The following is a 25,095-nucleotide window of genomic DNA, read 5'->3' on the forward strand; positions in this document are numbered from 1 at the left end:
GCTGCATCAAAGAAAGCAATGCAGTTAATTTCACTTTTTTATCAAATATACTTTTTAGCTTTGATATATGGTTCTTCAATTCTGGATCATTATTGCTCTTCCAATATTTAATAGCAAGTCTTTGTAAGAAAGCTGTGCTTGTTTTTGCCTTCATTTTGTTGCTCAATTTCTCTGTGTCATGGGAATAATCCTCTGAAGAAAGCCAATCATCTATATCCGGGATTTCATCTTCGTCTTTAACAGTTTTTGCTCTTTCGATGAACGGGATTCCTTTTTCAAGTTCAAAGGCCAGCAGATTATAGAAACAGTTTCTAACATAGTTTTCGCAATCATCTGTTTTATATCCTTCTGTAAATACGTCAACAAATACTTCAAGATTTATGTTTGCAAACATTCGAAACGCCTTCTCAAATACTTCAAAACAAAATCCTGAAGGTTCTACTCTATCAGACATCGCAGAAAAATAAAAGCCAGCGAATAGACAAATATCAAATAATATAGATATAAACCGGCTCTCAGCATCAATTTCATTTTCAAGTATGTTAGAACATAAAGTTTGTAATTCACTTTCAATAATATCTCTTTCTTCTGCATTGAGCCTTGTTATAGCACTTCTTACTGCTTCAATCATCATCTGTGTTTCAACAATCTTTTCTACATCAACACTTCCATGGCTAATAATAAGTCTCTATTTTTCAATAACTATTGCAGAATTATATCTTATTTAAGAAAATATTTTAATTTTAAAGATAAAAAATTCTTCATCCTGCAATGCTTCATATTCTATATTGTAATTATTCAGAATATTGCTTACAATATATAAACCTAGTCCATTACTATTTTCCTTATTTAAATCAAATTTAACATCAAATATTTTATCCATATTCGAAATTTTATTGTTACCGTATGAATTCTCTATATATAACCAATCATTAACTATCCCAATATTAATTACCCCATTTACATCAGTATATTTTACCGCGTTACTAATCAAATTAGATAGAATAATCTTTAAAGCTGTTTTTCCTATATAAATATTCTCATCTAATATATAATTATTGACAGTTATTTTCTTTTGGTTTGCTAATATTTCATACCTTTTTAATATGTCTTCTAATGCATCATTTATTTTCAAATATTCTTCATCATTATTCAAATTTTCTATAGAATGAACTGATAATATTTGAGAAATATTTTTTGTTAAACTATCAACGAGTTCAATACATTCATTAATATAAATATCTCTTTCTTTATATTTTCCAATATTGTATTTCATGTTTTCCAGTATTATTTTAAGACTAGCAAGCGGAGTTTTAAGTTCATGGGATGCACCTTTAAAAAAGTCATATTTTATCTTTTCTAATTTTAAAATTTCTTTATTTTTAAATTCCAAATCGTCAATTGTTCTTAATAAAGTAGAATACAAATCATTAATTTGTTGTTTTAATTCTCCAATTTCATCATTAGAGCTAACTTTTAAACGCGTTTTCTTATCAAGTTTCATCATTTTATCAGTAACAATTTTTATTTCTTGTATATTATTTTTTATTATTTGTGCATAAATTAAAGAAATAACAGCAGAAAATAAAATTGATATTAATAAAGAATATGGTAAAAAATTAAGGCTTAAATCTTTCGCATCTTTTTGCATATCAGCTGTAGAAACAAATTGTAGATTTATTTTTTTACCATCATTAAGCTTTATTTCTCTTTCTTCAATTATCAAAGAATTACTATCACTTTCTAAATTAACAGTTACATTATCTTTGATTTGTATTTCATTCTTATTATTTTTTTCTTTTATAAATGCTTTTATTTCACTACTCTTAGAATAAAGCTCCAAAGTTTGTTCTATATATTTTATTTCTTTTCCATTCATATTACTAGAAATTTCATTTGCCATATTATAAATCTTTTCTTTTCTCGTCTCCAAATATGTTTTAGGAAAGATAAAAAAAACTAATGAATGAACTAATATAATTATTATTCCAAGAACAGAAAATATTTGTATGAACATTTTTGGAAATAACTTTAATTTTTTCATTTTCTCTCCAATTTATATCCTACATTTCTTATAGTAGTTATACAGTCTAATCGTAATTTTTTTCTGAGTTCTTTTATATATACATCTATTACTCGATCATAAGGAGGTTCTTCGCTATCTTTCCATACATAATCAATAATTTGCATTCTTGTTAACACTTGTCCATTATTATCCAATAAACATTTTAATACTTCTAGTTCTTTTGCATTTACATCTATTTCTTCACCATTTATTTTAGCTGTATAGCTATTAAAATTAACCGATAGATCCTTATATTCAAACTTCTCTATATGTCCATAATTCTTCTTAATTAAAGAATCTATTCTAGCCTTTAAGACCGGCAATGAAAATGGCTTTTCTACATATCCGTCTACCAAATTAGTAAATGCATCAATTTTATATTCTTCATCACTAAATGCAGTCAAGATAAGAATTGGTAAATTGCTTTTCTTTCTAATTTCTTTCAACACTTCTAAACCATTTATAAAAGGTATCTGAATGTCTAAGATAACCAAATTTATATCGCTATTAAATTTTGACAATGCTTCTCTTCCATCTTTAGCTTGAATAACAGTATATCCAAATTCTGAAAGATATTCACTTATTCCCTCTCTTATCATATTATCATCTTCAACAGTTAATATTTTCATATATCCCTCCACTTAGTAAACGCCAAATAGCGAGTACCTTGACATTTTTAGGTGGCTGCTTTGCAGCCACCGATATTTAAGATTTGCGGATCTCTGCTGGAAGTTTTTCTGACCAGGGCAGAAGATCTTCCAGAAAAGAACACTCCTTATCATCCATGTGTTTCGGAATCTCTTCCAAGAGATGCTGCACATAATCAAAAGGTTTCAGATTATTGGCTTTTGCAGTTTCTACAATACTGTAAATGATTGCGGAAGACTTGGCACCATGGATTGTGTCGATCATCTGCCAGTTCTTCTTTTTATGTTCTTAAGCACATAATCGTAATTATGTGTTTAATCAAGTTATGTGCTCATAGAGTCTAATTGAGCTTATTTTTATAATGCAGATCACTTTCTATGAGCACATAATTTTTTATCATAATGAATTCAAGAAATTCTTGCTTGTATGCTTCCATCTCTTATAAAACCTCCGTATTTATAGGCTTTTCTCGCCCTTATTTTCTATTTTTATCCCCTACTACACCATTTTTACACCATTTCACACTCAACTACACCTTTTCTCGAACTTTTCCATTTCCAAGAACAGCGTGTCCTCTGTTACGTGGCAATACAAGTCCATTGTCATTTGTAATGTGCCATGTCCCAAAAGTTTCTGCAATGTTTTGGGGTTCATGCCACATTCGATTGCTCTTGTAGCAAACGTATGCCGAAGTGTGTGCAATGTAAAGGGGGAAAAATCTATACCTGCTTTGTTTATGTTCTGAATAACCAACTGCATACATTGATTGATTAAAAACTGTTGTGTCGGCTGATTATTCTTTGTAACAAAAACAAGATTTTGAAATTCTTCCTTTGCAGTTTTGCCTTTTAGAATGATTTCCTGTTTTTGCAGTTTTTGACATTTTAGACTATTGATTGCTTTTGCAGTCAATGGAATGGTTCTTTTTCCGTTATTTGTTTTGGTGTCGTGCATTTCAAATACATATTTTCCATTTTTACTGAAATAACACAATGTATGCTTTACATGGATAACTTTTTTCTTAAAATCTATATCTTCCCATTGTAAAGCTGATAACTCTCCCACTCGCAATCCTGTTTCTAATGCTAAAATAAACAAATTTTCATAAAATGTTCCTTTTGCCTGTTCCAAGAAAAGCTCTGTTTCCCTTATTGTCAGAACACGCCTTTCTTTTTTCTCTTCTTTGGCAATCACAGTATTTATCTGTTTTGCGACATTCTTTACAAGCAAATCTGTATCAACTGCCCTATTCAGCATATCTACCAGTATCTTTTTAGAATTTTTCCTTGCATTATCTGTTTTCAATTTATTAAACGCTTCTTGCATAACAATTAGGTTCAACGACGTTAATTTTCGCCACCCTAATTCTTCTTGAATACGCTTATAGTGGGTAATATAAGAACCCTTTGTAGAACTTCTGCAATTTTTCTTGCAAGTGCTTAGCCATATATCGAACCATTCATCTAATGTCATATTCTTATCAACAACATTGATTGCTTTTTCATCATTATACTGTTCGGTTCGCAACTTATGTCTTACCTCATTTAAAGTTTTTGCATAAATTGTCTGTCTTTTACCGAAACGATTGATAAATCGGGCTTGATATAATCCGTCTTTTCTTTGAGATATACCATTCCCTAATTCTTTCCCGTTAAGTGATTTACCCATCACTGCCTCCTTTCCTAGCAAAATCGGGAAAAGAACTATTAAATCTTCTCAATTTTATCATATATTTCCTGTTATTTCAATCGAGGAACTTCCTTAAAAATGTACGAAAAACTGTCAAATAGTCCTTTTCTTACTCTACAACTTGATTATTCAGCCATTTATCTAATCTTGCTTTGTGAGCATACAGACGATTTCCAATCCTAACCGTAAAATTATTATATGGATTATGTAAAAGCTCCCTTGCTTTCGTATCACCAATCCCTAGATATTCTGAAAGTTCCTTTACGTTTAATAATGCTTTCTCGATACGATTACCCCCTTTCCTCTAATCTTCTTGCTTTTATGTAATCATCATACAACTGTTTCTGTGTGATATTCATTTCTCCATTTTTTACAAGATTACCGATATAATCTCTTTTCTCTATCTTCCCAACCTCTGCAAACAGTTTCAAAGACGGGGCAACATACTTTTCCAACCACTCCCATACCTTTTGCAGACTTTTCTTCTGTGGTTGCATGGTAAGTTTTACCTTGCCTATATCTTTCATCAGTTCCGCCCACGCTTGATAGGTTGGATAAAGTCTTTTTCGTGTTGTCATGCTATCTGTCGGCTTTTCTAAAAATCGTATTTTGCTGTTCAATATTTCCATTGCCAGTCCTGCCACATCTCTATATTTCAATAATTCCTGTACTACACTTACTGCCATTTCCTGCCGAAATCTCAATTCATATCTGTTCCAATTTTCATCTAATTCTGTTCCATACTTTTTATTCTGTTCATATCCCTTTTCATAAAATACCAATCTCAAATTACTGGCTGAACTGCCGAGATAAAGACTGCCACCTTTACTCTGAAACACTTCTTCTTTCAGTTCTCCCGAGTCGTGAAAATCTATCTCCCTTAGTTTTGTGGAAAGCAATCCCTCTTTTGTCCGTACAATCAAATCGGGAATACTCAAATACGGTTTTCTATCATCTATCGCCAAATCAATCCGAGGAACATTGATATGATACTGACAAACTCTGTTTAAGAAATCAAACCATGTTTCCTCATTGAGTTGTAAAAAATTCTCATAGTTGCGACAGCCTTTCCCACTCATCAAAATCTGAAAGCCTTGATACTGTGCATTTCCTGTCGGCTTTAGCACCTTGATATTATCGAAGATTGCCACAACCTCATGCCCTGCAATCCCTTTTTCATAGCCTGTTACCGTCATAAGTTCCAAAGGTATTCTCAGCACATCTTCTATAACTGCTTCTAACGGAACTTCCTTAATGGTTATCTGACACCAGTCTATCAAGGCACTTAATTCTTCTTTCTGCCGTATTACTCCCCTGTTAGTGTAGGGGAGTTCTGGAAGAAAACTTCCGCTTCTTTCTTCCAAATTTATCAAACCTCCAATCTGCAACGGCGTTGCCATTGCCCTGCCCTCAACCTGACGTTTGGTACGGCAGAACGAGGACAGGAACTTTGACTGCCTACATATTTTTGTTTGGAACTGGGCGGATACCCTTACAGGTAATCTTCTCCACTAATACAGGGAAGTTTCCTCTCTGCACATAAGGGGCATATACTGGTTCTTCCAGTTCCACCACAGCATAAGGCTCAATCTTCGGAAGTTCCGTTGCTTCCAAGCGAATATCCACGCTGTTCCCAAGTTTCATGCTTCCAAGATGAAGTTTTAAGGCTTCCACTTCCTCTGTTTTCTTCTTACTGTCTTTATCATAGCGGTAACAGTTATCCGCACCCATAAAACGAAGTTCTCCAAATGCTTCTTTTACCTGTTCTTTTGTCAATGTAATCTGCATACACGTTCCTTTCTCCCCGTTGAACCGATAGGTCAGTTTCTCATATTTTCATTTTCCTATTACGACGTCGTTTTTAGTTTAGTTATTTCTGAACTTAATTGTATATTAGCACAGACATATTCGTTTTGCAATATGAAGTTTAGTTTTTTATAAACTTTTTGTTTTCTTTTTTCTGAACTTGTGGTATAGTGTCCTTAGACGATAAGATATGAAAAGTTATAACAGGATATGGAAAGAGAGGGTTTTCAGATGAATACAATCGCAGAACGGATTAAATTTGCCATGAAAGCAAAAAATAAAAAACAAGTAGATATAGTCAAAGATACTGGTATCAGCAAAGGAGCGTTCAGTTCCTATCTTTCGGGACAGTACAATCCGAAAGCCGGTAAACTAGAACTGATTGCCGACTCTTTAGATGTAGATTTGCGTTGGCTTTACGGGGAAAATGTACCTATGGAAAATGCTCAAAAAGATGATACTGCTCTGCAATATGTCTTTTACAACAACTCCTGCTCCGAGTATCTTCTTGATGATTTAGATGATATGTATATCGCAATGAAAACACAGTATTCCGCCCTCATTCCACGCTTTTATGTCCTTGTCAACCGAAGCGGAAATGAAGTACACATACTGCCATTATTTTTAAGAGAAGATAGTTCCGAGTTCTACGAATGTCCGTCTGATTTTTTCCATGCAGACAAGCACAGCGTTTTCACAAGAGATTTTGACAGTATCAGCGTGGAACTTTCAACTGCCACCGTCTATTATTATGGAATTGATACAAAGACTTATGAACCGAAAGTTTCCACGCTGTCCTACTCACAAGCTGACGATTGCTTTTATATCGACAATGGAATACAGAGCGGTCACATAAAGGCATTTGAAAAAGAAGTGGTAAAAGAAGCACTTTACTTAAAGCATAACCCCCAGTAACAGACAAGAGGACTTGCAAGGTTTCTGACCTTTCAAGTCCTCTGCTGTATCATGGTGCTGTTGGCTGTGTCCGTTCCGTCAAGGACTGCCCTACGGCGTATCGGCTTCGCCTTGATCCTTGACCTCACTAAGTATAGGCAAACTGAGAGTTATCGCACTCCTGTCAAGATAAAATTCATTAACTGGTCTACATCATCAAAATCATCATAATCTCCGTTTATGCCATCTCGATGATACACAACTCCATTTTTCTCATTTCTCTCTAAACAGTCCAAGAGCTTTTCTTCTCCATACTTTTTAGCAAATAAGTTAAAAGTGTATGGTTTAATCTTGCTCAATAATCCTTTCTTGCAAGTTTCTTCGCACTTATAACAATGCGTTAGCTCCTTTGCAATCGAACATTTTTTATTCTCGCAAAAATCATTATCTGGGCAACTGTTCGAGTCACATCCATTACAATCAGCATTTTCTGTGCATAAGCAACATGCAAGACCACATCTGGCAATTCCTAATTCTCTTCTCATTTGGACACCTCCTGCAACTTCTAATTTTCTATTTTATTCTCAACTAAACAAATCTGAATTTATCATATTGTGTACTTCATAGGGGTAAACCTTATTCCATCTATTTCCTGCTCATCAGATTGCGGCTTAAATCCTATATGAAGATAAAATGGCTTACCATATGGTGACGAATTTAAGGTAATCTCTTGCAGTGCTGGGTTATCTTTCCGAATATCTGCTAAAAGATACTGAAAAATTGAAGTAGCTACACCTCGACGATGATATTCTTTCTTGGTGAACACCAAGTTAATATGTGTTCTATTTGAACGCATACCTATAATTCCAATCATTTCCCCTTTATCAAATGCTGCATATATTGGGCAGAAACCTTGTTGACATTTTGAAATAAATTCAACATTTTCAACTATATCTCGCTTGAATGTGTCAATTCCCTCTGGTTTATAATCTGGTGCTTCAAACTGTAAAAACACTTCTAATGCCAAAGCAAGGGCTTCCGTTACTTCATTGCTATGTATTTTTCGTATTTCATAGATACACATCTTTTCACCTCACAAATACTTATTTATTTTTTAATAATATCATACTTTGTAATTATTTACACCATTATAATCACAAAAAATAACACAGACACACTCTCTACTATCTGTGTTATTCCTTTCATGTCTTCTTGAAATATTTACTCCATTTTAAAAATCTGTTACGATATTTTGCGGTATTCTATAATACCTTTTCCTTGAAGAAATATGTCTGTAAATCTTGATTTTAGGCGAACTTTTCAATATTTCCAAGCACTTTCTTCTGTTGTGAGAATTTCTTCTCAATTATTTCTGCACAATAGTGGAGAATATCTTGTCACGGGGTAACTGATTTGATAGAATAAGACAAGGCACTACATGAGAATGGTAGGCGGTTAGTCCTTCAACAGAGGGACTGAACCCTCTGATTATATAGAAATCCTGCTTGCAGGAAATCTGGGAAAGGAGGGCTTAACTTATGAGTGATTTTGAAATGCTCTCCATCGTACTAATGATACTTAGTATTGTTGTAACGGTTCTGATAGCGTACATAAATCAATCAAAAAAGTAACCGCCCCTCGGTCAAAGGATTACGGTTACTTTTTTAAGTAATAAAATAATTTGGACTAACCAACTATCAGTAGTGCCTTTTTATATTCTTATTCTAACAAATACCTATTCAAATGTCAAATCTGACACTCTTAAAATTATGCTATCAAATTTAATAATTCTTTCCGATTTACTACACCATTTAGTACACCATTTTCATATCAAACTACACCATTTTATGATACAATACACCACTTTACCGTTTTTCAAAATCTTGCAGAACACCAGTAAATACAAGGGTTTGAGAAGTTACATCAATTTATGGAAAAGCATTATCAGAAAATCAATAAGTTCATGATATCTGCAGATGGCTTGTATTTATAAGAACTGTTACCGGCACTTCCCACTTTTTCCATAGCTTTACGTTTAAGATCCATATCGGCAATCATATATTTATGTGTTGTTTCTATACTTGAATGTCCCAACCATATGGCTATTGTCGATATGTCAACACCCGATATCAACAAATTCATTGCAACAGAATGTCGGAATGTATGTGGTGTAACTGTTTTCTCGCGTAGGCTTGGAACTTGAGCTGTTGCTTGAGATACAAGTTTATTAATGCGTGTTCGTACACCAGAACGTGTTAATTCATCACCATTTTTGTTTATAAAAAGATAATCGGTGCATTCAGCAGGGTAGGTTTTTAAATACTTATTTATATATTTTACAGTAGTTTTCCATAATGGAACTTCTCGTTGTTTACGACCTTTACCATGAATGATCACACTTGCATGATTAATAGAGTCTGCGCCATGAATATCTGATATTTTAATTTCAAGAAGTTCTGACACTCTAACACCCGTGTTGTACATAAGCAAAAGCATCAATTTATCACGTGCTCCTATAAATGTATTTGTATCACAGACTTGGATTAAGGCATTAAATTCCTCTTTCGTTATAAAACTCATAACCGGTAATTCGTGCTTTTGAGCAGGCAACATAAGAACTCGTTTGCTTATTGCACTATATTCAGGAGCTGTTTCGGCTACATACTGCATAAATGATTTTATAGCTGCTATACGATTATTTATAGTTGCTGGTTTATTTTTTCTCTTTTCCTCAAGATATTTACAAAAGCATTGCAGATACTCGAGATCGAAATGATTTATACTTACCTTTGTTGCAGATATTCCATGCACATCTTCCAGATATCGTAAATATAATCGAAATGTATACTTATAAGAACAAACCGTCTGATAGGAAACTTTTCTTTGTTGCATCAGGCGTTGTAAAAAATAGTTTTGGATGCAGTAACGCCTTTGGATGATCCGCCTTTACCATGTGTTCATCTGTTTTGCTGGCATACACGCCGATGTGATGTTCTTCCACTTCTACCTTCGCAGGTACAAAATGATACTTCCTGGAAATGGCATCCGGTAACTGTTTCCAACCTTTGACACCGAATTCTGCTTCCAATTCCTCTTCGGACAGATAATGGTCGATCCGTCTGAACGGAAGGCCGGAAAGATCTGCTTCTTCCTTTCCCTTACGCTTCGGCTGCTTTGGAGCCTTCCGTTCCAGATCCTCAGGCTCTGCCGCATTAAGATCACAGACAGCTTCCGCTTCATTGAAAAAGACAATCGTTCCATCTACTTCACGGAAACAGATCTGACTGGTATCTTCCATTTTTTCAGAAGACCTGCCAAAACGGTTCTGCTTACCAAGGATCACCTGTTCCATCAGAAGCTGCATTTTTTCATTCGATGCGTGAAGCTCTTTTGTTATGGCTTCCAATTGCTCCTGCTGTTGTAAAAGAAGCTGGATAAGAAACGACTTATCAACACTGTTTAATTGTTCCTCCGTATACTTAACTGCCATAACCAAACCTCACTTTCCTGAGTGCTATTATAGCAGAGCCAACGGTTTTTGACTATTTTTGAATTCTGTCACCTTCGTCATTTTGACGGTGGATAACAGTCATGAATACATGAAAAGAAAAGCCTGGATTTCAGATATTTATGACTGTTATCCACAATCTGAAAAGTTTTGGAATCAGGAGTATATAGAAACTCACAGAAAACTTTCAGGATGTGAATAACTTTAAATTTTATATCGCACAGGATAACCTGACATGGATGAAAATGATTTTATTTTCTACGTTTTGCACAAATCACAAGGAAAATTCAGGATCCGGAACTTCTTCTATTGGGCGTCGGGCAACGATTTCCAGACCCTGCATCAGCATCTGATACTGGTCTGTGGTGATCTCCAGCGCTTCCTCTTTTGTACGGGGCCATCGGAAGTTCTCGTTTTCAATCCGCTTGTACAGAAGGAGAAACCCGTCTCCTTCCCAGATAAGTCCTTTTATGCGATCCGTGCGTTTGCCACAAAATAAGAATAATGTATTCTTATCGTAAGGATCCAGCTGGAACTGAAAACGTATAATCCTGGCTAAGCCATCAATTCCTCTGCGCAGATCTGTAAATCCGGTCGCCAGATACACTTTTTTGAACTCAGAACCATCATTGAGCATTGCTGATCACTCCCAAAAGTGTTTTTAGAAATGAGGCAGATGCCTGTTCCGTGATTTCCAAAGTAAGGTGGTTTCTACATCTGATCACAGCAGCAATTTTATGCTCCGATGTCATATTTACCGGATGGATTGCAGGAGAAGGAACTTCTACAAATGTTTGTGTCTGCTCCGCAGTTTCCAGGTAAGCCTCACGGACTTTTCGGAGCCTCCAGTAATAACTCGCTTTTGTAATGTTATGCAGCTGACACCATTCATCGATCTTCATTCCTTGCGGACGGTTTTGACAGTCTCTGATCAGATCAGCCCATTCACTCAGACGGGTTTGCTGTGCAACTAAACATGTGTGAGATTTCATGACTCACCTCCTGTGATAAAGTCTAAAAAGTTGAGTACTAAACTATTTGGACTTTGTAGTGATGAGTCTATTATCTCACATTGAATGATTTTGAACAGGTACTTGCTATTTTGCGTTTACTCCACTTAAGCCTATATACTTACATTATACAGCATATTATTTGATATTTAAAACCCAAAAAAATTTTTGGTGCTAAATAGCACCAAAAATTTTAATTATTGTCAATTAATAATTCTTTTGGATTCCTTCTTAATGTGTTGAATGAAGAAATAATCAATGATACAAGAAGTATTAAACTCATAAATATAACTACATAAATTATGAATTTAGGCAATACATTTATATCTAAACTTGATAATGTCTTGTTAAATCCCTCAGCTTCTGCTCCACCACCTAATTGGCTAGATGCAGATTGTCTAGCTATTTGTTTAGCTATATCACCAGTAACCTTATTCAATATATGATTTCCAAGCTTATCAGCTGTATATTGGGCTAAGAAATAAGAACCAACGAATGCGGGGATTGATATAAATACCATCTCAATTAGGAATTGACCAAAAATTTCTAATTTTGATATACCTAATGATAGTAATACTGCTATTTCTTTCTTTCTAGCATTCATCCATAAGAATAATAATAATGAAACTACAACTCCTGCAAATATTAATGAGCCAACAAATAATTTATTTGAAATTGAGTAGATACCTGATATAGATTGTTGTAATGCAGGGTAATTTGATGAACTTTTAATCAAATTATATGCTCTCCAATTTATATCTAATTTCCCGAGTTCTTTTATTACACTATCAAGATTCTTATCACCTTTTACAAAGAATGTTGCATCTTGGTATACAGCTGTATCTTCTGTATTACCATACACTTTAGCAGCTGTATGAATATCAGTGATTAATGTATTTTCATATAATTCTTGTGCTGCACTTACTCCACCGCTATTATGTCCATCGAATAGACCTTTAATTTCTACTTCTACTGTTTCATTTGCACCTTTCTCATTATCAGCATCAAATAAATTAGATTTTATTTTTATCTTATCTCCAACTTTAAGATTATTTTTTTCAGCTAAATCTTTATGCATTAAGATTTTATTTTTATCTTCATTTTTTAAATGCTTTCCTTCTACTAATTTATATGCTCCTGATACAAATTTTGTTTCTTTTGCTGAGTCGTTAACCCCAGTTAACATAACTGTTCTTTTAAAATTCTTCGCTCTTTCAGGTGATTGATTTGCAAGAGTCTCTTGAGTTTCAATAATATCATAATCAACTAAATCTGCAACACTGTTTATTCTTTTTACATAGGAGTCTATACTATCTGTTTGAGATATCTTTTTAATATCTTCACCTTTTACATTTCCCCCACCTCTAGGTGTTCCTGGATTTACTTGTCTATTTATCTCCATAGAAAAACTATTTGTTATATTAGCAAATGTTTCTTTTGAAGCTCTGTCCGTAGCATCTTTAATAGATAGACTAATGAGACTTAAAGTTGACATAGATAAAATAACTAATATAATAATTAATGATTTTAAGCTTTTTCTAGTTACATAAGCAAATGCATTTTTTATCATTATTCAACCTCCAAATTCATTTTATTTACTTTTTTTAACTTTTTACCACTTAGTTCTAAAATAATATCCGCAGAATCTGCTACTTCCTTACTATGTGTTACAACTATTACACATTTATTTCTATCTTTAGCTAATGTCTTTAATATATTAATTATTTCTCCAGCAGTAACACTATCTAGATTACCGGTAGGCTCATCAGCTAGTATTATTGGAGCATCTGATACCAACGCTCTAGCAATAGCTACTCTTTGTTGCTGTCCACCAGATAATTTCATAACATTTCTTTTTATTTGGTTTTTATCTAAACCTAATTCAAACAAGATACTTTCATCTGCTGATTTATTTACTAATCTAATATTTTCAATCGGTGATAAATAATCTATTAAATTATAGTTTTGAAATACTAAAGATATATTATTTTTTCTATGATTACTATATCCCTTTTTTTGTATATCTTCATTCTTAAACAAGATTTTTCCCGTTTTAGGTTCATCAAGTCCAGCAAGTAAGGAAAGAAGTGTAGATTTTCCTGTTCCTGACTTTCCTACTATCGCATAAAACTTCCCAAGTTCAAATTTTTGATTTACTCCTGACAAAACTTTTTCTTTAGAATTTGCATAACTATATGCTACATTCTTTATTTCTAATATATCCATTATTTTCTCCTAACTTATTTTTGATAATATTTCTTTAGGCTTCTTGATTAATATTAATAAAGAAGCAAATACAACTGATAAAACAATAATACTTATTAATATAAAATAACTTTGTCCAAGTGTTGTTATACTTAACATAAAACTACTATTATTTATTAAACTTCCACCGGAAATCATTGAGTTCTCCGAGTCAATGAAGCCATCTACAATTACTTTTAGTAATACATTTCCTAAAAATAAGGAAGATATTATACTTGGTATTGATATGAATATTAACTCGAATATAAATTGCATAATAATTTGTAGCTTAGATATTCCAATAGATAAAAATATACCTATTTCATAAATTCTTTCTCTTAACCATAGAATCAAAACTAATGAAAGAACAACCATCCCACCTAACATAATAGAATAAGTCATTATTTTTATTATATGTTTTATTCCACTCACTGCCTCTAAAGACTCTTCAAACGCATTAGAATCTTTTTCAACAAAATACTTTGACTCATCAATTTTAAGCTCTTTCAATTTGTTTAAGGCTAAGTCTGTAGATTCTGCACTGCTAGAATACATTAAAATTTTATTTGCGATTTTATTATTTTCTGATTTATTTAATATCTCTTGGCTTGTTGAATAATCTACAAACACCATATTTTCACTAAAATCAGAAGATAATCCTGTATATGTTTCCTGTTTTTTACCAGAAAAGATCCCTATAATTTTAAATTTATGACTTTTTGTTTTTCCACTTTTTTCAATATCTAGTAATTCAAGTTCAACTTCATCACCTAATTTTAGATTGTTTTGTTTAGCAAATTCTTCATGAACAATAATTGAATTCTTATCATTTTCTTCTATATGTTTACCTCCTTTCATTGTAAATACTCCACTACTAAATAAAATATTTCTTTTAGTATTATTAGTAGCTTCGAGCGAAACAACATTCTTAAATTCGTCAGATAAATCTTCTCTATTTATTCTTTGTTCTCCGCTAACTACTTTAGCATCTTTTAGTTTTGCTAATCCATCATATTGAATTATTTTTTCTTCAATTTCTTTTAATTTTTCAATATCTTTAAATTGATTAACATTAAAATATTTACCATCTTTTTTTGTTATTGATATTGAAGAATTAGAACTTTCATATAAAGCCTTTTCTATTTCATTGCTTGATTTCATTATTGTTAAACAAGAATACAAGCAAGAAAGAACTATAGTTAATATGATAAAAATTATTAAAGTTCTATTTCTCTTTCTTGTAATATATGCTATAGCATTTTTTATCACTTTCCTAACTACTCCTCTCTATTTTCTTACTCCATAACTAATTGCATCCACTGGACAAGCATTTTTACATCGTCCACATCTGATACACTCCAGATGATTGCAATTCTCAACTGGATCTATATTCATTTGGCAAACTTTTTTACATTTTCCACAATTAATACACTTATCGCCTTATCCAAGACAACTTTAGTTTCTCCATTACTATGACCATAGTAAATCATCGCCATACTAATAAAGATAATTAATAAAGACAAGGCACGGCTTTTTAAAAACTTATTAACCATATACCAATCACCGCTTTACTTTTATTTATTTTTTATTTTTCCCAATTCTTTTTCAATTACCTGCTTCCATTCCTTTGCACTCTTTGCCCCAGAATAAGTATCACCTACAATATTTCCATTACTATCAACAAAGAAAGTCTCTGGCATAGCCTGTATACCATTCAATCTACCATTAAAGTTTGTCTTATCTGGCATTAAGAAAGGATATGAAGCCTTTGTCTTTTCATGTATTAACTTTGACTTTTCAATTGCTTCCTTGTTTTCACCGTTATCATCAACAGTATCTGTAACAACTTCAACGATATTTACACCCTTGCTTTTCATTTCATTCTGAACCTCAACCAAATCAGGAATTTCATTTACACAATCTGTACACCAAGTTGCAAATACATTTACCATAGTAAGATCATACTTCTCAAAATCTTTACTTGTAAAATCCTTGCCATTTATGTCCTTTGTTGATAGTTTACGTAAATCTTTAACCGATTCTTTGTTAAATGCTTCTGTATTTTTTAAATCAGTTTTTTCTGATAGCACAAAACCATTTTCAGGACGTTCTTTTTTATCTATAATTTGAATCTCAGTTCTTTTTAATTCATCCAGAAGATTACTTTCAGCTCCGCTATTTGTGCTTAAATAGCAATCGTATTTTCCATCACTTGAAACTCCTATTTTAGTATGAGTATCACATTTTGTAATTTTAGATATTTTTTCTTCTGATGTATTTTTTTCAAATATACCAATAGTCCCAATTCTTTCAAGCTCATTTTGCCAATTTTTATATCCATCGCCCATCTTTTCTATAACTGCATTCTTTTGTTCTTCTGTCATTTTTTCAAATGTCAAAATAGCATACTTTAGTTCTTTATCTATAGGACTTTGATCATCTAACATCGCTATCTTTTTATCAGCTATATAATTTCTAAATTTGTCTGAGAGTTTAAATTTAAGCCCTAAATATTCATAAACATATTCTTTCTTTGCCTCCAATGTATAATCTGATGGCTTAAAAGTTTCATTTTTGCCATTTGCATTAATTGACATGCCTGCCTCTTCAGAACTTATGGATTGTCCTTCTTTAATTTTATTGTTTTCATTACTTTTTTGACACCCAACTGCGTTTAAGCTCAAACATAATGCAAGTAATAGGCATGCTCCTCTTGATACTATTTTTTTCATAAATTATTCCTCCTTTATTTTTTACACAATAGCATTTTATATCTACTTTCAATAACATTCTACACACCTTTTATGAAACGTTGATGAAATATAATTTTTTATTTTTCCAAACTATGGTATAATAATATAAGTATTATGCTTAAAGTTGTTCTTACACGATTAGTATATGATCCTTTTTTTATTGACTGCTGGTTCTGTGGATTGCCTGCGTTCTGGTTGCCTTTATTCTTCAATATAATATCCTCTGCTTTTACATACCAGTCCACCTCTGCACCCGTATAGGTCTTTCGTGATACCGTATACCTTGTTCTGCTTTCTGGATATGCTTATCAAGCCATTCCTTCACATAGCAATAGCAGTAAAAATTATAGTCGCCTTTGGTGGGATTGCACCGAAGCAGAAAAACGTGTTTCTCCGTATCTACACGGAAACCGTACTCAGTACAATAGTTGCCCTTTATCGCACTTTCGTGAAAATGCCTTGCAAACGCACTCATATCATAGCGGTTATGCAAAAGCCCTTTATCCTCCCGTAAAGCATTGATGACCGTATCAAGGTCTGCCTTAAATTCGTCAGATTTCCATTGGGGTCTGGTATCAAACCAAGTGGTGTAAAAGCCATAGCCCGTTGTGGCAAAGTCACCACGCAGATGCCCGATAGTGCCTGTCTGCCCCTCAAGCTGCATACTTTGGGCATAGGTGTATTTCTGTTCTGCTGGGGTCAAAGGTCTTGTCCTTATTTCATTACTCATTCGGCAACTCCTTTCTTTCCTTTTTCTCTTTCTGCTCGTCTAAAATCTTGCGGATACAGACATCGCAGAAAATAACTGACCCGTCCTTATATCGGGGATAAGGACAGGTCGTGCAATCATATTTTGATTTATCGCTCACGGTAATCACCGTTTTTCTGCTTCTGGGCAGGCTGATTATAGGGCATACGGCACTCTGACTGGTATCGTTCATTCAGCTTTTGCCGTGCAGCATCAAGCTCATTCGTGTAATAACCCCAGGGGAGCCTTCCCCCATGCACATCATCTGCACGGTCACAGAGGAGATTAAAAAGCTGGGTATCCGTCTGGACAGGCAATGAAGTTATCAAGGTACAATGAAAGGGGAACTATAAGAATGTGTCTTAGAACTCTGCCCCTTCACTAATGAAAGGTTTCAGAGGGGAAAATATAGGTTTGAGGTGAAATTTTTGAAAAATTATTTCTTGTTATCATTTGATTATCAGAAAATTTTACAACAAAAAAGACACTGCACATTTGACGGTACAATGTCTTTCATACTCTTTTTTCAGTTTCAAATAGGATAATACCATTCCAAGCATTTTGCTTGCATCCTACAGTATATCCACTTTTTTTACTTCATTATTCTTGCAAACATACAGCGGTATCTTTGCTTCTGCCATAATACTTTTCAGCCACTCCATTTCCTGCTCACTGCTTTCTTCTCTTTCTAAAAGTGTGACGGCCTCAATTTTATTTGCTTTAATGTCACTGATCATTCTTTCAAATTGTGCATCTTTCCTTTCTTGTTCACCACAATTATCACAGTAGTCCTGCATGGCATCACTACTAAAAAATGTTGACTCTTTAATCAATTTCTTCTGTTCTTCTTCATTCATCATTTGCGATTTATTACTTGTAGTTCTATAGTACACTGCAACTTTCTTTTTTTCTGACATAGCTCTTTCTCCTACTTATAATGATATATTCTACATTTTTAATAGTGCTACTTTAATTACAGTATACAATATATAACCACAAAAAATCCATATTAATAATTTATTTCTCTGGCAATAAACTGCCCATGCTTCTCAAACTAATCGCAAGCGTAGACGTGTTATGCAGCAATGCAGAAGTTGTCGGTTGGATTACGCCTGCTACTCCTAGAACAATCAACGCCGCATTAACTCCTACAATTCCTTTGTAATTTCCCTGAATCCGGCGCATCATGGCATTTGACAAGCGTTTCATTACTACGATTTCCCGCAAATCCTCAGCAGCAATCGTAATATCCGCAATCTCTCTCGCAAGTTCTGCTCCATCACTGATGGCAATCCCTGCATCCGCAGCTGAAAGTGCCGGTGAATCATTGATTCCGTCGCCGATCATCACTACTTTTCTCCCTGCCGCTTTCTCAGCTTCAATGAATCCTGCCTTATCTTCTGGAAGCACTTCGGAATAGTACTCATCTACACCCACACGTTTTGCAATAGATGCAGCTGTATGTTCACTATCCCCTGTCATCATAACGACTTTGGAAATACCTTCCTCTTTCAGAAGCCTTACCATCTCCTCAGCCTCTTCCCTGAGAGGATCTTCGATGCAGATGACGGCAACCAACTCCCCGTCAATAGCAAGGAAAAGATGGGAGTATTCTTCCGGCAATGTATCAAAACGTTCCTGATATTCCGGACGTATCCGGCACTTCTCATCCTCAAATACAAAGTGGCTGCTCCCGATAACCGTTTTCTTTCCTTCTATATAAGAAGAAATACCATGGGCAACAATATATTCCACTTTGGAATGCATCTCCTCATGATAGAGGTTTCTTCTTTTCGCAGCGTCCACAACAGCTTTCGCCATGGAATGCGGAAAATGTTCTTCCAGACAGGCTGCGATCCTAAGAGCTTCCGGCTCCGGATAATCTCCAAATACGATGACTTCTTTTACGGTTGGTTTCGCCTTTGTCAGTGTTCCGGTTTTATCAAATACAATCGTATCTGCTTCTGCCACAGCCTCCAGATATTTCCCGCCTTTTACGGTAATACCGCTTTTTCCGGCCTCCCGGATCGCCGAAAGAACGGAGATTGGTATAGCAAGCTTCAGCGCACAGGAAAAATCCACCATAAGGACAGAAAGCGCCTTTGTCACATTGCGTGTGATAAGCCCCACCAGTCCTGTACCCAGAAGAGTATACGGTACCAGACGGTCCGCCAGATGCTCTGCCTTACTCTCCAGGTTTGATTTCAGCTTTTCAGAATCTTCGATCATAGTTACAATCTTTTCAAACCGGGTAGAGCCTGACACTGCCCTGACCGTTATCTCCAATTCGCCTTCCTCCAGGACCGTTCCGGCATACACCGACTGTCCTTTCGTTCTTCGTACCGGAAGAGATTCTCCGGTCAGAGACGCCTGATTGATCATTCCTTCTCCTCCGGACACCTCGCCGTCAAAAGGAATCACGTTGCCCATGTGTACGATCACCCTGTCTCCCGGCAAAATATCCGAAGCCGGAACAAGGACTTCCTGTTCCTCTCTTTTCAGCCACACTTTCTTAATATTCAAAGACATGCTCCGTGCCAGATCTCCCACGGATTTTTTATGTGTCCATTCCTCCAGCAGTTCCCCGATTCCCAGCAGAAACATAACGGAACCGGCAGTATTAAAATCTCCCCGCAATACGGACACGCTAATTGCCGTGGCGTCCAGTACCGGTACTTCTATCTTCCGCCTTGCAAGGCATCGGATTCCCTTTCCGATATACTGGACTGCCTTAAATGTCAGCCATATCTTCCTTACTGGATTGGGCAGAATCAGCTTTCCGCCGTAATGGAGCAATGCTTTTGCGATCAGCTTTTCCTTATATGCAGAATTTAAAGCACGCCCCGAGCTTGATAACACATTCTCCGGCACATCTGCTTTTTCACAACGAAGCTTTTTTAATGTGTGGATCAGTTCTTCCCTGTCTCCTGTATAATAGATCACAGCATCTGCGGTGCGCTCATACACTTTGACCTTTGTCACATTTTTCTGTTTTTCAAGAGTCCAGCAAAGAACGTCCGCCTCCGCACATGTCATCCGGTTCTGGACAACATGGATACGGAGACGGCCCTGTACTTCATGCTTAATAAGAAATTTCATCTCTTACCTATTCGTTTTCTTCCTGCCCAGGCGCACCTTTTTCCTGAACATCATCTTCCTGTACCTGCATTGCCTCTTCCTGCGCACGCGTTTCATTGATCTGCTGTGCCTCTGCAAGAATATCCTCTGCGTTCTCCTGCACTGTTGTCGCAGTCTTCATAATACAGTCTTTTGCCCGCAGTACGGCTGCCGTACAATTTGTATATACTTTTTTTGCATCCTTGCTGGACAGAACTTTTACCCCTGCCGTTCCAAACAGGACTCCTCCTGCAAAACAACCGATTTTTTTCCATGTGGAATTACTAAACATAATATGTACCTCCTGATTATTTGTGTTTATAGCCTGTATAGAATACCATTAAAAAACAAAAGACGGACGCCCACGCCCAGAACCTATGTTGTTTCACGATTATATCACTTCCTTTTACAAGACTTTTATTTTATCAGCATAGCAAGTTTTTTCTAGGGTAGTCAATTCTAACAGTTCTTATTGATAAATTTTGTCAGTTTCTCTTGCTATTTGTAGACAATCTCTCTGCTGAGGACTCCTATCTTCTCCAGTTCCTTTACCAGACGGTAAACCGTTGCCATTCCGATGCTGTGATCCATCTTTTCTGCCTGGATATAGATTTCCTTGCAGCTGGAACACCTGTTTTCCAGGATGATATCCAAGATCAACCTCCGCTGTTTCGTAATCCTGCAGCCATTGTCTTTCAACTTTGTTATTATATTATCCTTTTCATTGCCCATGCCCATCCATCTTCTCCCTGTGTCCATATTCCCGGTTTAACAGATTCCTAAACGATTTTGCTCTGAATAGAATCAACGGAAAAACCTTTCTTTTCCACCGCAGCAATCAAAATATCGTCCCCAACTTCACGGTCAAGGGAGATTTCCGCACAATTTTTATTCAGATCCACTTTTGCGGAAACTCCGTCTATCCGGTTCAGGCCGTCCATCACACTCTGCACACAATGAGCACAATGCATTCCTGAGATGAGAATGGTTTTCTTTGCAATGACCGTACCAGTCAGTTTCTTTTTTTTCCCTTTATTTTTACTGCTGCAGCTTCCTCCCGCCGGACACCCAACGCATTTCACTCCGCTCCTTTTTGCCTTCACAAGGTACGCAGCCGCGCCCCCTACTAAAATAATGATGACAAAAACCGCAATCACATTTTCCATCTGCCACTCCACATCCTTTCCTAATAAAAACGGCAGACAAAGCACTTCTTCTCTGTCCACCGTCTACGATAACTTTTATCCTTTATGATCTTGCAGTATGCAGGTTATATTCTGAAGCGAACTCCTTATCCGACTTGCGGATTCTCCAGAGAATGATCAGGGCAAATACAATGACTGCGATCAGCCCCGGAACAAATGCAGTTCCAAGAGAACCAGTTGTGACCAATGTACCAATCTGATATACAGCAAAGGCTACTGTATAACCTGTCGCAAGCTGGAGGTAGATTCCTCCAAGCAGCCATTTTCCGCTCTTCATTTCTGAATTCATTGCTCCAAGAGCTGCAAAGCAAGGAGGTGTGTAAAGGTTAAACATCAGATAAGCAAGCGCTGCGACCTTTGTTAGCCCCATAACGGTAGCAACTTCACTTCCGCTTCCCACCAGAGCCAGTTCATCCGTATTGATCAGGTTCGTAACACCGTAAACAACCGCCAGTGTTCCGACTACATTTTCTTTTGCAATGAATCCTGTGATTGCTGCCGCTGCAAGCTGCCAAACACCGAATCCAAGCGGGATAAACAGGATTGCAAACGGATGGGCAATGGATGCCAGAATGGAAGTACTTTCCGCACCTTCTTCCACAAGCTGGAACTGCCAGTTAAAGCTCTGCATGATCTGTACGACCGTATTGCATACCAGAATGATGGTTCCTGCTTTTACAATATATGCTTTTCCACGTTCCAGCATAGAGCCGCATGCTCTCTTCAGGCTTGGAAGTTTATATTCCGGAAGCTCAATGATAAAGAAAGATTTTCTGTATTTCTGTCCTGTGATCTTTTTCACAAGTAAAGCTCCAAGCAGAACTAAGAGAATACCTACCAGATACATAGTCGCGGAAACCCACCATGCATCCGCAAAGAATGCTCCGGCAAACAGGGCGATCACCGGAATTTTTGCCCCGCAAGGCATAAACGGTGTGAGCATCGCTGTGGTGCGGCGTTCTCTTTCATTCCGGATGGTGCGGCACGCCATGACACCCGGAATCGCACATCCTGTACCAATGACCATAGGGATAACGGATTTACCGGAAAGCCCTACCCTCTTAAAAATCGGGTCCAGAACCACTGTGGCTCTCGCCATATAGCCGCAGTCTTCCAATAATGCAATCAGGAAGTACATAACCATAACAAGGGGCAGAAAACCGACAACTGCACCGACACCGCCGATAATGCCGTCAACAAGGAGTGCATACAGGAGAGGGTTTGCATTTTCCATCAGTCCGCCGACCCATCCCTGGAAAGTCTCAATCCATGCCACCAACCAGTCTGCAATCCAGGTACCAAGTGTTGTCTGGGATATGTAGAACACCAGGAAGATCACTGCCGCGAAAATCGGAATACCGATGATCTTATGTGTGATAATGCTGTCAATCTTATCCTGCACATTTTTATCCTTTGTAAAGACTTTCCTCTTTTCAACCTGTTTAACGATGCCGTTTACAAACTCAAAACGTTTCCGGTCAGCCGCTTCTACCGCCGCTTTATCTTTCAGATCAATGTCTTCCTGTACATAAGGCGCTTTCTGCCCTTTTCCCTTTAAACCAGCTGCAGCGTTTACAGCTTCTTTGAGTCCTTCATGCCCGGAGGAAGTAGAAATGGTCTTGACCACCGGACAGCCCAGCTTTTCGGACAAAAGCTTCTCGTCAATTTTTGTCTGTTTCTTATTGACGATATCGCTCTTGTTCAGTGCAACCACTACCGGAATCCCCAGTTCCAGAAGCTGTGTGGTAAAAAACAGGCTTCTGCTCAGATTCGTAGCATCCACGATATTAATGATCACATCCGGATTCTCATTCTTGACGTATCCGCTGGTAATGCTTTCTTCCGATGTGAAAGGAGACATAGAATAAGCGCCCGGCAAATCTACCGCGATCAATTCTTCTGTTCCATCATAATAGCCTTTCCTGATCGGACTTTCTTTTCTTTCGACCGTTACACCTGCCCAGTTCCCGACACGTTCATTCCTGCCGGTGAGTGCGTTGTACATGGTCGTCTTTCCACTGTTCGGATTTCCTGCAAAAGCAACCCTCATAATTCTCCTCCTTTTGACGCCTTAATTATATGCATCTTATTTTTATTATATTGAAATGGCTTTCGCCAGATCAGTATCAATATTATAACGCCCATCCTTGATAGAAACTACGCAGCCACCCTTCAGATGAGAAACCACTGTAATTGGTTCGCCACTATAACAGCCAAGGGAAAACAGGAAAGAGGTCAGTTCTTCATCATCTGTCAGGATTTCTTTTACAATATATTCTTCCCCTTCTTTGGCTTCTGTTAAATTCATATCCTTTCGCTCCTTACTGCAATTCATGGAAATATTTCTATATTAATTGATATTTTTTCTCATTGAAACAATGTTAGTATACTCTAATCAAAGTAAGGTGTCAATAATTATTTAACATTTTTTTATTTTTCTTTTATAAATATATCTGGCTCACTGCTGTGAATCATGATACAATAATTGTACAATTTTTATAAATGAGTCTGAATAATATAAGAGGTGATCCTATGCATATAAATCCATCAGGAGAAAACTATTTGGAAACGATCCTTATTTTAAGCAAAAAACTTCCAGTTGTCCGTTCTGTAGATATAGCGACCGAATTAGATTTTAAAAAGCCCAGCGTAAGTGTGGCTATGAAAAAACTGCGTGAAAGCGGACATATCACCGTATCCCCCGAAGGATATATCAGCTTAACTGAATCAGGGAAAGAAATAGCTGCACAGATTTATGAACGCCACGTTCTTCTTTCTTCCTGGCTGGAACGTCTGGGCGTCGATCCAGAGACCGCTGTACAGGATGCATGCAAGATAGAACATGTCATTAGTTCTAAAAGCTTTGAAGCGATTAAAAAGCATATCAAATAGCTCTCTTCCCGCTATAAATTGAATGGCATTTTAAAACCGGGAATTTCATACTTTCCCGGTTTTATTTATAAAATCTTTTCTTCTCCATGTTGAATATGGCATAGTTCATCCTGATCATGATATTTTTATACGGCATATGTCTGGCAACGCTCGCAACCAGAGAAAGGAATATGGCTGAAAATCGCATACTCATGTATAAATTAAGCCCATTTTTTTCCGATACTGTCAAAAAGTTTATCCGCCGTAGGGCTGAGCTGTTATATTTTATTCTCTATCCATATTGGAATTTTCAATTAAATAGCTCTTTAAATCTGTCAGTATCGTATCTTCTTCCGTATATATGTTTAAAGCCAAAGGCCGTTTAATATCCAGGCTTAGAACGCCTAATATTGATTTACCATCAACATATTCCTGTCCGCAGGATAGATCGAATTCCCCTTTTTTGCTATTTAGAATTGATACAAAATTTAAACTATCTTTTATATCTTTTAATTTTATAATTACTTTTTTCATATA

Annotated in this window: 28 protein-coding genes and 5 pseudogenes; 2 read left to right on the forward strand and 31 right to left on the reverse strand. The window is 36.0% G+C overall.

Annotation, left to right across the window (positions count from 1 at the left end):
• Positions 1-568: 568 nt before the first annotated feature.
• From ACYQ35_RS01575 to ACYQ35_RS01610, 8 genes and pseudogenes are all read right to left on the reverse strand, one after another.
• Positions 569-679 (reverse strand): annotated as a pseudogene (locus tag ACYQ35_RS01575) (sigma-70 family RNA polymerase sigma factor); the annotation flags it as partial.
• 45 nt (positions 680-724) lie between these two features.
• A complete protein-coding gene (locus ACYQ35_RS01580) occupies positions 725-2,044 on the reverse strand; it encodes a sensor histidine kinase (RefSeq protein ID WP_459829473.1) in 1,320 nt (439 codons plus the stop codon).
• Positions 2,041-2,694: a response regulator transcription factor gene (locus tag ACYQ35_RS01585; protein ID WP_005340226.1), complete on the reverse strand. Its 654-nt coding sequence runs from the start codon at positions 2,692-2,694 to the stop codon at positions 2,041-2,043. The genes ACYQ35_RS01580 and ACYQ35_RS01585 overlap by 4 nt, the downstream gene beginning before the upstream one ends.
• A gap of 76 nt (positions 2,695-2,770) precedes the next feature.
• Positions 2,771-2,992: pseudogene (locus ACYQ35_RS01590) on the reverse strand (transposase domain-containing protein); the annotation flags it as partial.
• Between the two features lie 246 nt (positions 2,993-3,238).
• Positions 3,239-4,381, reverse strand: a complete 1,143-nt coding sequence (locus ACYQ35_RS01595) for a tyrosine-type recombinase/integrase (RefSeq protein ID WP_117649001.1) — start codon at positions 4,379-4,381, stop codon at positions 3,239-3,241.
• A 130-nt stretch (positions 4,382-4,511) separates the two neighbouring features.
• Complete coding sequence (locus tag ACYQ35_RS01600) at positions 4,512-4,688, reverse strand: excisionase (RefSeq protein WP_083382600.1); 177 nt, start codon at positions 4,686-4,688, stop codon at positions 4,512-4,514.
• Between the two features lie 4 nt (positions 4,689-4,692).
• Positions 4,693-5,802 (reverse strand): replication initiation factor domain-containing protein, encoded by a 1,110-nt coding sequence (locus ACYQ35_RS01605; protein ID WP_459829479.1) that lies wholly within the window; start codon positions 5,800-5,802, stop codon positions 4,693-4,695.
• Between the two features lie 58 nt (positions 5,803-5,860).
• Positions 5,861-6,190 carry a hypothetical protein gene (locus ACYQ35_RS01610; protein ID WP_004613680.1) on the reverse strand — a complete coding sequence of 110 codons (330 nt, stop codon included), beginning with the start codon at positions 6,188-6,190 and terminating at the stop codon, positions 5,861-5,863.
• 249 nt (positions 6,191-6,439) lie between these two features.
• Here ACYQ35_RS01610 and ACYQ35_RS01615 point away from each other — a divergent pair, with 249 nt between their 5' ends.
• Entirely contained in the window at positions 6,440-7,123 is a 684-nt protein-coding gene (locus tag ACYQ35_RS01615; RefSeq protein WP_117649003.1) for a helix-turn-helix domain-containing protein, read from the forward strand.
• Between the two features lie 149 nt (positions 7,124-7,272).
• Here ACYQ35_RS01615 and ACYQ35_RS01620 read toward each other — a convergent pair whose 3' ends face one another.
• The 22 genes and pseudogenes from ACYQ35_RS01620 to ACYQ35_RS01725 all read right to left on the reverse strand — a co-directional run bounded on the left by ACYQ35_RS01620 (position 7,273) and on the right by ACYQ35_RS01725 (position 23,995).
• A complete protein-coding gene (locus tag ACYQ35_RS01620) occupies positions 7,273-7,647 on the reverse strand; it encodes a hypothetical protein (protein WP_009244919.1) in 375 nt (124 codons plus the stop codon).
• A 62-nt stretch (positions 7,648-7,709) separates the two neighbouring features.
• Entirely contained in the window at positions 7,710-8,186 is a 477-nt protein-coding gene (locus ACYQ35_RS01625) for a GNAT family N-acetyltransferase (RefSeq protein WP_117500079.1), read from the reverse strand.
• An 860-nt stretch (positions 8,187-9,046) separates the two neighbouring features.
• Positions 9,047-9,994, reverse strand: a complete 948-nt coding sequence (locus ACYQ35_RS01630) for a tyrosine-type recombinase/integrase (RefSeq protein ID WP_459829486.1) — start codon at positions 9,992-9,994, stop codon at positions 9,047-9,049.
• Positions 9,995-10,010: 16 nt separating this feature from the next.
• Positions 10,011-10,592 (reverse strand): annotated as a pseudogene (locus ACYQ35_RS01635) (IS66 family transposase); the annotation flags it as partial.
• Between the two features lie 292 nt (positions 10,593-10,884).
• Positions 10,885-11,247 carry an IS66 family insertion sequence element accessory protein TnpB gene (gene tnpB, locus ACYQ35_RS01640; RefSeq protein WP_459829490.1) on the reverse strand — a complete coding sequence of 121 codons (363 nt, stop codon included), beginning with the start codon at positions 11,245-11,247 and terminating at the stop codon, positions 10,885-10,887.
• Complete coding sequence (gene tnpA / locus ACYQ35_RS01645; RefSeq protein ID WP_459829493.1) at positions 11,237-11,602, reverse strand: IS66 family insertion sequence element accessory protein TnpA; 366 nt, start codon at positions 11,600-11,602, stop codon at positions 11,237-11,239. Before tnpA ends, tnpB begins: the two co-directional genes overlap by 11 nt.
• A gap of 211 nt (positions 11,603-11,813) precedes the next feature.
• Positions 11,814-13,190, reverse strand: coding sequence for an ABC transporter permease (locus ACYQ35_RS01650; protein WP_459829496.1), 1,377 nt, complete (start codon positions 13,188-13,190; stop codon positions 11,814-11,816).
• Positions 13,190-13,846, reverse strand: a complete 657-nt coding sequence (locus tag ACYQ35_RS01655; RefSeq protein WP_459829500.1) for an ABC transporter ATP-binding protein — start codon at positions 13,844-13,846, stop codon at positions 13,190-13,192. Before ACYQ35_RS01655 ends, ACYQ35_RS01650 begins: the two co-directional genes overlap by 1 nt.
• 9 nt (positions 13,847-13,855) lie before the next feature.
• A complete protein-coding gene (locus ACYQ35_RS01660; protein WP_459829504.1) occupies positions 13,856-15,133 on the reverse strand; it encodes an ABC transporter permease in 1,278 nt (425 codons plus the stop codon).
• 18 nt (positions 15,134-15,151) lie between these two features.
• Positions 15,152-15,301: pseudogene (locus tag ACYQ35_RS01665) on the reverse strand (4Fe-4S binding protein); the annotation flags it as partial.
• Complete coding sequence (locus tag ACYQ35_RS01670; protein ID WP_459829509.1) at positions 15,256-15,417, reverse strand: CD1871A family CXXC motif-containing protein; 162 nt, start codon at positions 15,415-15,417, stop codon at positions 15,256-15,258. The gene ACYQ35_RS01670 and the pseudogene ACYQ35_RS01665, both read right to left, overlap by 46 nt.
• 21 nt (positions 15,418-15,438) lie before the next feature.
• A complete protein-coding gene (locus tag ACYQ35_RS01675) occupies positions 15,439-16,596 on the reverse strand; it encodes a TlpA family protein disulfide reductase (protein WP_459829512.1) in 1,158 nt (385 codons plus the stop codon).
• Positions 16,597-16,694: 98 nt separating this feature from the next.
• Positions 16,695-16,895 (reverse strand): annotated as a pseudogene (locus ACYQ35_RS01680) (hypothetical protein); the annotation flags it as partial.
• Positions 16,847-17,320, reverse strand: a complete 474-nt coding sequence (locus ACYQ35_RS01685; RefSeq protein WP_459829515.1) for a hypothetical protein — start codon at positions 17,318-17,320, stop codon at positions 16,847-16,849. The gene ACYQ35_RS01685 and the pseudogene ACYQ35_RS01680, both read right to left, overlap by 49 nt.
• Before the next feature lie 19 nt (positions 17,321-17,339).
• Entirely contained in the window at positions 17,340-17,558 is a 219-nt protein-coding gene (locus ACYQ35_RS01690; protein WP_459829518.1) for a hypothetical protein, read from the reverse strand.
• Positions 17,559-17,937: 379 nt separating this feature from the next.
• Positions 17,938-18,282 carry a hypothetical protein gene (locus ACYQ35_RS01695; protein ID WP_459829521.1) on the reverse strand — a complete coding sequence of 115 codons (345 nt, stop codon included), beginning with the start codon at positions 18,280-18,282 and terminating at the stop codon, positions 17,938-17,940.
• A 100-nt stretch (positions 18,283-18,382) separates the two neighbouring features.
• Positions 18,383-20,464 (reverse strand): heavy metal translocating P-type ATPase, encoded by a 2,082-nt coding sequence (locus ACYQ35_RS01700; RefSeq protein ID WP_459829525.1) that lies wholly within the window; start codon positions 20,462-20,464, stop codon positions 18,383-18,385.
• 7 nt (positions 20,465-20,471) lie between these two features.
• On the reverse strand, positions 20,472-20,774 hold the full coding sequence (locus ACYQ35_RS01705; protein ID WP_459829528.1) for a DUF6110 family protein: 303 nt from the start codon (positions 20,772-20,774) through the stop codon (positions 20,472-20,474).
• Between the two features lie 206 nt (positions 20,775-20,980).
• Positions 20,981-21,241, reverse strand: a complete 261-nt coding sequence (locus tag ACYQ35_RS01710) for a transcriptional repressor (protein ID WP_459829531.1) — start codon at positions 21,239-21,241, stop codon at positions 20,981-20,983.
• 20 nt (positions 21,242-21,261) lie between these two features.
• Positions 21,262-21,648 (reverse strand): heavy-metal-associated domain-containing protein, encoded by a 387-nt coding sequence (locus tag ACYQ35_RS01715; RefSeq protein WP_459829535.1) that lies wholly within the window; start codon positions 21,646-21,648, stop codon positions 21,262-21,264.
• Positions 21,649-21,730: 82 nt separating this feature from the next.
• A complete protein-coding gene (gene feoB / locus ACYQ35_RS01720) occupies positions 21,731-23,737 on the reverse strand; it encodes a ferrous iron transport protein B (protein WP_459829538.1) in 2,007 nt (668 codons plus the stop codon).
• Between the two features lie 45 nt (positions 23,738-23,782).
• Positions 23,783-23,995 carry a FeoA family protein gene (locus ACYQ35_RS01725; RefSeq protein ID WP_368384565.1) on the reverse strand — a complete coding sequence of 71 codons (213 nt, stop codon included), beginning with the start codon at positions 23,993-23,995 and terminating at the stop codon, positions 23,783-23,785.
• Between the two features lie 224 nt (positions 23,996-24,219).
• Here ACYQ35_RS01725 and ACYQ35_RS01730 point away from each other — a divergent pair, with 224 nt between their 5' ends.
• Positions 24,220-24,579, forward strand: coding sequence for a metal-dependent transcriptional regulator (locus ACYQ35_RS01730; protein WP_459829541.1), 360 nt, complete (start codon positions 24,220-24,222; stop codon positions 24,577-24,579).
• Positions 24,580-24,843: 264 nt separating this feature from the next.
• On the opposite strand, the gene ACYQ35_RS01735 is transcribed toward ACYQ35_RS01730, so the two are convergent.
• Positions 24,844-25,092, reverse strand: a complete 249-nt coding sequence (locus ACYQ35_RS01735; RefSeq protein ID WP_459829545.1) for an HPr family phosphocarrier protein — start codon at positions 25,090-25,092, stop codon at positions 24,844-24,846.
• Positions 25,093-25,095: the final 3 nt, after the last annotated feature.

The organism is Faecalimonas hominis (assembly GCF_054660755.1).

Bases quoted from the DNA above. Each gene is read 5' to 3' on its own strand.
- ACYQ35_RS01580 (WP_459829473.1), bottom strand. From the start codon at position 2,044: ATGAAAAAATTAAAGTTATTTCCAAAAATGTTCATACAAATATTTTCT.
- ACYQ35_RS01585 (WP_005340226.1), bottom strand. From the start codon at position 2,694: ATGAAAATATTAACTGTTGAAGATGATAATATGATAAGAGAGGGAATA.
- ACYQ35_RS01595 (WP_117649001.1), bottom strand. From the start codon at position 4,381: ATGGGTAAATCACTTAACGGGAAAGAATTAGGGAATGGTATATCTCAA.
- ACYQ35_RS01605 (WP_459829479.1), bottom strand. From the start codon at position 5,802: ATGGCAACGCCGTTGCAGATTGGAGGTTTGATAAATTTGGAAGAAAGA.
- ACYQ35_RS01610 (WP_004613680.1), bottom strand. From the start codon at position 6,190: ATGCAGATTACATTGACAAAAGAACAGGTAAAAGAAGCATTTGGAGAA.
- ACYQ35_RS01615 (WP_117649003.1), top strand. From the start codon at position 6,440: ATGAATACAATCGCAGAACGGATTAAATTTGCCATGAAAGCAAAAAAT.
- ACYQ35_RS01620 (WP_009244919.1), bottom strand. From the start codon at position 7,647: ATGAGAAGAGAATTAGGAATTGCCAGATGTGGTCTTGCATGTTGCTTA.
- ACYQ35_RS01625 (WP_117500079.1), bottom strand. From the start codon at position 8,186: ATGTGTATCTATGAAATACGAAAAATACATAGCAATGAAGTAACGGAA.
- ACYQ35_RS01630 (WP_459829486.1), bottom strand. From the start codon at position 9,994: ATGCAACAAAGAAAAGTTTCCTATCAGACGGTTTGTTCTTATAAGTAT.
- tnpB (WP_459829490.1), bottom strand. From the start codon at position 11,247: ATGCTCAATGATGGTTCTGAGTTCAAAAAAGTGTATCTGGCGACCGGA.
- tnpA (WP_459829493.1), bottom strand. From the start codon at position 11,602: ATGAAATCTCACACATGTTTAGTTGCACAGCAAACCCGTCTGAGTGAA.
- ACYQ35_RS01650 (WP_459829496.1), bottom strand. From the start codon at position 13,190: ATGATAAAAAATGCATTTGCTTATGTAACTAGAAAAAGCTTAAAATCA.
- ACYQ35_RS01655 (WP_459829500.1), bottom strand. From the start codon at position 13,846: ATGGATATATTAGAAATAAAGAATGTAGCATATAGTTATGCAAATTCT.
- ACYQ35_RS01670 (WP_459829509.1), bottom strand. From the start codon at position 15,417: ATGGTTAATAAGTTTTTAAAAAGCCGTGCCTTGTCTTTATTAATTATC.
- ACYQ35_RS01675 (WP_459829512.1), bottom strand. From the start codon at position 16,596: ATGAAAAAAATAGTATCAAGAGGAGCATGCCTATTACTTGCATTATGT.
- ACYQ35_RS01690 (WP_459829518.1), bottom strand. From the start codon at position 17,558: ATGAACGATACCAGTCAGAGTGCCGTATGCCCTATAATCAGCCTGCCC.
- ACYQ35_RS01695 (WP_459829521.1), bottom strand. From the start codon at position 18,282: ATGTCAGAAAAAAAGAAAGTTGCAGTGTACTATAGAACTACAAGTAAT.
- ACYQ35_RS01700 (WP_459829525.1), bottom strand. From the start codon at position 20,464: ATGAAATTTCTTATTAAGCATGAAGTACAGGGCCGTCTCCGTATCCAT.
- ACYQ35_RS01705 (WP_459829528.1), bottom strand. From the start codon at position 20,774: ATGTTTAGTAATTCCACATGGAAAAAAATCGGTTGTTTTGCAGGAGGA.
- ACYQ35_RS01710 (WP_459829531.1), bottom strand. From the start codon at position 21,241: ATGGACACAGGGAGAAGATGGATGGGCATGGGCAATGAAAAGGATAAT.
- ACYQ35_RS01715 (WP_459829535.1), bottom strand. From the start codon at position 21,648: ATGGAAAATGTGATTGCGGTTTTTGTCATCATTATTTTAGTAGGGGGC.
- feoB (WP_459829538.1), bottom strand. From the start codon at position 23,737: ATGAGGGTTGCTTTTGCAGGAAATCCGAACAGTGGAAAGACGACCATG.
- ACYQ35_RS01725 (WP_368384565.1), bottom strand. From the start codon at position 23,995: ATGAATTTAACAGAAGCCAAAGAAGGGGAAGAATATATTGTAAAAGAA.
- ACYQ35_RS01730 (WP_459829541.1), top strand. From the start codon at position 24,220: ATGCATATAAATCCATCAGGAGAAAACTATTTGGAAACGATCCTTATT.
- ACYQ35_RS01735 (WP_459829545.1), bottom strand. From the start codon at position 25,092: ATGAAAAAAGTAATTATAAAATTAAAAGATATAAAAGATAGTTTAAAT.